The 4,620-nt window shown below is 38.6% G+C and carries 5 protein-coding genes; 1 reads left to right on the forward strand and 4 read right to left on the reverse strand.

The window, feature by feature from the left end; all coding sequences use genetic code 11:
• Positions 1-264: 264 nt before the first annotated feature.
• Positions 265-876: a Uma2 family endonuclease gene (locus IQ242_RS17195; protein ID WP_193960813.1), complete on the reverse strand. Its 612-nt coding sequence runs from the start codon at positions 874-876 to the stop codon at positions 265-267.
• 182 nt (positions 877-1,058) lie between these two features.
• Here IQ242_RS17195 and IQ242_RS17200 point away from each other — a divergent pair, with 182 nt between their 5' ends.
• Positions 1,059-1,232 carry a type II toxin-antitoxin system YoeB family toxin gene (locus tag IQ242_RS17200; RefSeq protein ID WP_193960814.1) on the forward strand — a complete coding sequence of 58 codons (174 nt, stop codon included), beginning with the start codon at positions 1,059-1,061 and terminating at the stop codon, positions 1,230-1,232.
• On the opposite strand, the gene IQ242_RS17205 is transcribed toward IQ242_RS17200, so the two are convergent.
• The 3 genes from IQ242_RS17205 to IQ242_RS26785 all read right to left on the reverse strand — a co-directional run bounded on the left by IQ242_RS17205 (position 1,195) and on the right by IQ242_RS26785 (position 4,288).
• Complete coding sequence (locus tag IQ242_RS17205; protein ID WP_193960815.1) at positions 1,195-3,321, reverse strand: pentapeptide repeat-containing protein; 2,127 nt, start codon at positions 3,319-3,321, stop codon at positions 1,195-1,197. The genes IQ242_RS17200 and IQ242_RS17205 overlap by 38 nt on opposite strands.
• A 41-nt stretch (positions 3,322-3,362) precedes the next feature.
• Entirely contained in the window at positions 3,363-3,863 is a 501-nt protein-coding gene (locus tag IQ242_RS17210) for a hypothetical protein (RefSeq protein WP_370583018.1), read from the reverse strand.
• Between the two features lie 296 nt (positions 3,864-4,159).
• Entirely contained in the window at positions 4,160-4,288 is a 129-nt protein-coding gene (locus IQ242_RS26785) for a hypothetical protein (RefSeq protein ID WP_255520668.1), read from the reverse strand.
• Between the last annotated feature and the right edge of the window lie 332 nt (positions 4,289-4,620).

Below are 4,620 nucleotides of genomic sequence, written 5' to 3' on the forward strand. Positions count from 1 at the left end.
GTGTAGGGTTTTACCCATTTTCAGGGGGTCAATTACCTAATTTTCAGGGAAAAAGAGCCTAAATTTCCCCCCCGATCCCCCCAAGGTCTGGCACTTTTTGATGGGAAAAAAGTCTAAAATTCTTATACTTATACAACAAGGTTTTTAGATTTATTCAGCAGACCCTAGGTAGTTCTAATGAACTACTTATTACCGCTTCTTTACTGTGGGGCGATCGCTTTTTATGCAAACAAAATAGAAAGGTTATTAATTGGATTAAGCGATTTATGAGGCTGCCGCAAAACTAACGCGACGATAAATTTCTAGCAAGGGAAGTTCAACGTTTAAACTCTCCAGAGGGATTATTTGACTAAGTTGATCGTAGGTTTGTAGTTGCCAGCGATCGCTCTGTGCGAGTCTGAAATATTGCTCAATGTAGGGTTCAGTTTGACTAACGAGCAGATATTCACAAAAACTTGACAGGGAACGATATTTTCTAAACTTATCACCTCGATCATAGGCTTCTGTGGCGGGGGAAAGCACCTCTACAATAAATAAAGGATTAAGAATTTCATCTTTGCGATCGCCGTTAAATTCCGGTTCATGGTTAACAACCATGAGATCGGTATAGGTTCCACAATTATATTCAGGAATCCACAGCCGCAGATCGCTGTTATACAGACGAAAATCCCTATCTCTCAATAAAAATCCCAAAAAAACCGAGATATTGATCGCAATTGCGCTGTGGGTTGCGGTTCCTCCAGGCATAAGAATCATTTCTCCATGGCAATATTCATAACGTTCCTGAGAAGTTTCAGCGATCGCCCGATATGCTTCCAAAGTGACAGGGGTTTTGGTGACTGTCGCAATAGTCGGTTTTTCTTGAGCGATAATCATGTTTGTCTTTCTCCGATATTCTATTAATTAATTTTATGGTTATTTTTTAGGGATTGTGGGGAAGCGATCGCTTTTTATCAAAACAGAATAGAAAGAGCGATCGCCTTGTGATCATCAATTAATAAAACAATAAAATTCGGTAAAAATGAACCAAGCCAGTCTTCAATATTTATCCGATAAAAATGGCTAAAAGCTGGGAATTTGATCGGTTGGCTTTTGAAGATTTGGCTTGGTGGGTTGAGGATGACCGCAAGCAGACTTTAAAAATCATTAGGCTGATTCAGAAAGTTCAACGGTATCCTTTTCATGGAAAGAAAGTCAGGTACTCAGGTTTGCTAATTGTTCCTGAATATTAGCTTCAGTAGAGAGTTTTTCGGATTTTTCCCATAGATCCTTGAAGATACTTTTATCTGTCTCGACAACTCTTGTTTGATAGGAAATATAACCTGATTCTGTTTGACCATTCATAATTCTTCTCGCTGTAAAAGAATTTCTGGGAACAGATAAGTTTTCGCTAATCAATAGGTTGGTATCATCCCAACGATAGCCTTCAACATTTTTGGCTTTTTCATGACAAATACAAGCAACTTCTATGCCACAGTTAAGTTGTTCCTGAATCACCTGTAAATGCTTTTGAGTCGGAACTTCAGGAAGAATAAAGACTCGTTGAATAGAAATCTTCCTTTCGATTAGTTCTTGGTTAACTTCCCAGAATTTTTGACCAAGGGGATTATCCCACCAGATGCAATCTGTCATGGAGTGAACAGCCAAGATTCGAGATTGACTTTTAGGATCAATGTGTTTGAGTAGTTGACCAACCTTTTCTAAACGGGATTCGCCGCTAATTTCAATGTTAATTTCAGGCATAATTGTGTTAGTCAAAATTGTGCCATCAAGGAGGGTTAGATTATTTTCATCTAATTTAACATCGGTCAAGTTAGCTCCCGTTAAATTAGCTTTGCTCAAATTGGCTCTTGTTAAATCAGCTTTGCTCAAATTGGCATGACTTAAATCGGCTCCTGTTAAATCAGCATTAGTTAAATTAACCTCCAAAAGATTAGCCTTACTGAAGTTACATCCCATCAATTTTGCATCGGAAAGATTGGCCTCACCATCCATTAAATTGACTTGGCTGAAATTCAGTCCCCGAAAATCTCGTTCGCCAATTTTGTGCAAATATGTCAATTCTCTCGTGCTATGAATATCGGGGTGATATTCATCGGGTGCATAAACGGCAATCATCGCTTTGACGTAGGCGAAAAAATAAGCCTTGAGAATATTTTCGTGGGTGTGGATGGTAATCACTTTTTTACCATCATACTCGACCATCACCTTGACAGTTACGTCTCCTTGTTGACCTTCTTTTAAGTTGGCCAAATAGACAGATTTAAGGTGATGTTTAATTTCAACTAAATGAGCTAGAGCCTCATTAAAAGCAGTAAAAAGTGCATCTACTGAACCTTTTTTAAAGGCCGATTCAGTGTAACGCTCTTGGGTTTTTGTATTACATAGGATAACTGTCGCGGAAGTTAAATTGTTATTGGCACAGAGAATTTCAAATTTCTCAATTTTCCAGCCTTGAAAAAGCAAAAGATTATCTTCAAAGAATAAGTTGTGTTGAGGCTCGTTTTCTAAAAGCTGATTGAGTTTTACTTTCTCATGTTCCATGGCAGCTTTACCGAGATTTTTGAGAGTTCTTTCGATAGATGCTGGCGAGGTATCTTCCCCTAAAAACTGTAAGAATAGGGAAGGAGAACCCACAAAAGGATACCCACTGGCAATGAATTCTCGATCTCTGATGGTGATAATACCTGCTAGGCTATACTTTCTGGCAATCTCAACTTGAATTGCCGTTGTTAAATTAACGTTGGGATATTTTTCTAGGTCAATTTCTTTCAAGTTAACTTGACCGACGTTAATCTTGCTCAGAAGTTCAATGATCGAACGATTGGCATATTCTTGAGATTTCAGATTTTTGATATTATGCCAAATTTGTATTAATCCCATTTCGCCGATGTAAGGATTAATTTTTCTCTCTAAAACAAGTCCCATAACCCTAGTAGCTTCACTGTTAAGAGTCGTCTGATTTCGTAATAAAAACTCTTCCATCAGATCAGCGTCAATTAAGACTTTTGGAGCTTGAGAATTGTTATCTTTTGATTGGAATACCTCTAAGTTACCCAGAAAAAAATCAATATTTATATTAGGATGATTAGTCACTTTATGCAAACTAAGCTTGATTTCGTACTGCACAAAATCATCAGATTCGCTTTCGAGATTATTTCTCAAATCCCAAAGTTTTTTAATCACTTGAGGCTCAGGATATTCTCCCAATTTCCTTATGATTTCAGCACGGATATCGCTATCCTGTTCCTTTTCTAGTTGAGCTAACAAACCATTAGTGACCGATGTTGGTATCTCGCACAATAACTCTGTGTTTTCCATTTTTAAATCAATATCCTTGATAGGTGGTCTTCTCATCCGCACTAATTGTGTCTGACAGTAAAAGACTGCTCTAATTGAGAATTTTCAGCGTAGCGTGTTGGCAAAACTCTCACTAATTCATCGTCATTAATGTCAACAAAATAGCCCTTTTTAAAGAGAATCCTTCTTAGGGAAGTAATTCCCACACGCTCACTTTCATCTAAATCAAGGTAAAGTTTAAGATAGGATCCTAGATTTTTGTTGAAATCTGCGTTTAGATTTTTGCCGCTGCTATGATTGAACTTTTCAGCCAGGTCATCCGCGGAATAAAGTCCTGTAGCCGCCAGATAGAAAATAATTTTGTATTTTTCAGATAGGGGTTCGATTTCTGCCAACAAAGCTTCTAGCTTGGGTATATCCAAACCACAGTTTCTTGCCTGCTTTTGGGCTTCACACAGTGATGGGGGCATTGACGAGAGCGTCTTCATGGCTGTATTACAGTTTCTTGCCTGCCTTTCGGCATCGGATAGGTTTTGGGGCATTTCGGATAGGTTTTGGGGCATTGACGAGAGCGTCTTCATGGCTGTATTTTCGAGCTAGTTAGCATATTTTGAAATGGAGTACCAACAATTATTGTTTAATGATAGCAATATTTGTTGGTTTAAATGGACAACAATTGTTGGTTTAACTTTGCAATATTTGTTGGTTTAACTTTGCAATATTTGTTGGTTGATATCCTTACAGTAAGTGATTATATTGTGGATACCATTGAAGAAAATAGAGCGATAGTAAAAAACAGTACAAAAAAGCTGGTCGAGTGTTGCCGCACTGCCCAGCCTGAATTAAATAAACGTTCTACCTATCGCTTCCCGTCTTTATTATCTCCACCCTGACGTTTTGCTAGTTCGTTGATGGTGTAGATAAAAATGTAGTCGTAGGGATGAATCTTCCCGACAGCTACGCCGTAAGCAAGGGAGCTTAGGAGCATGACAGTGAGTAAGTTCTTCATTGATTGACCTCCTGGCTTCTTAGTCCACTAATAAGGTTTTTAAGTCTCCTGGTGGGCTGTTGAGAGGGCTAATCCCGATGATGCGAAGCTAGGAGAGGGCCAGTACCCTTGCGGGTGCTGGCTCTTTACTCATATCATCCCCGCATCTTAGCCCATGAGGTTAGATTGAGTCAAGCTGATAATGTTAGGGATTCCTGACACGAGGAGCAAAACACTACTAGCAAAAACAAATCCATATTGCTGAAATGGAGGGAAATGTTATGTCGAATGCAACTGTTAATCAAGCAATTATCAACTGTGTATATGTAAAC

Source organism: Microcystis sp. LEGE 08355 (assembly GCF_015207185.1).
Lineage (GTDB): Bacteria > Cyanobacteriota > Cyanobacteriia > Cyanobacteriales > Microcystaceae > Microcystis > Microcystis panniformis.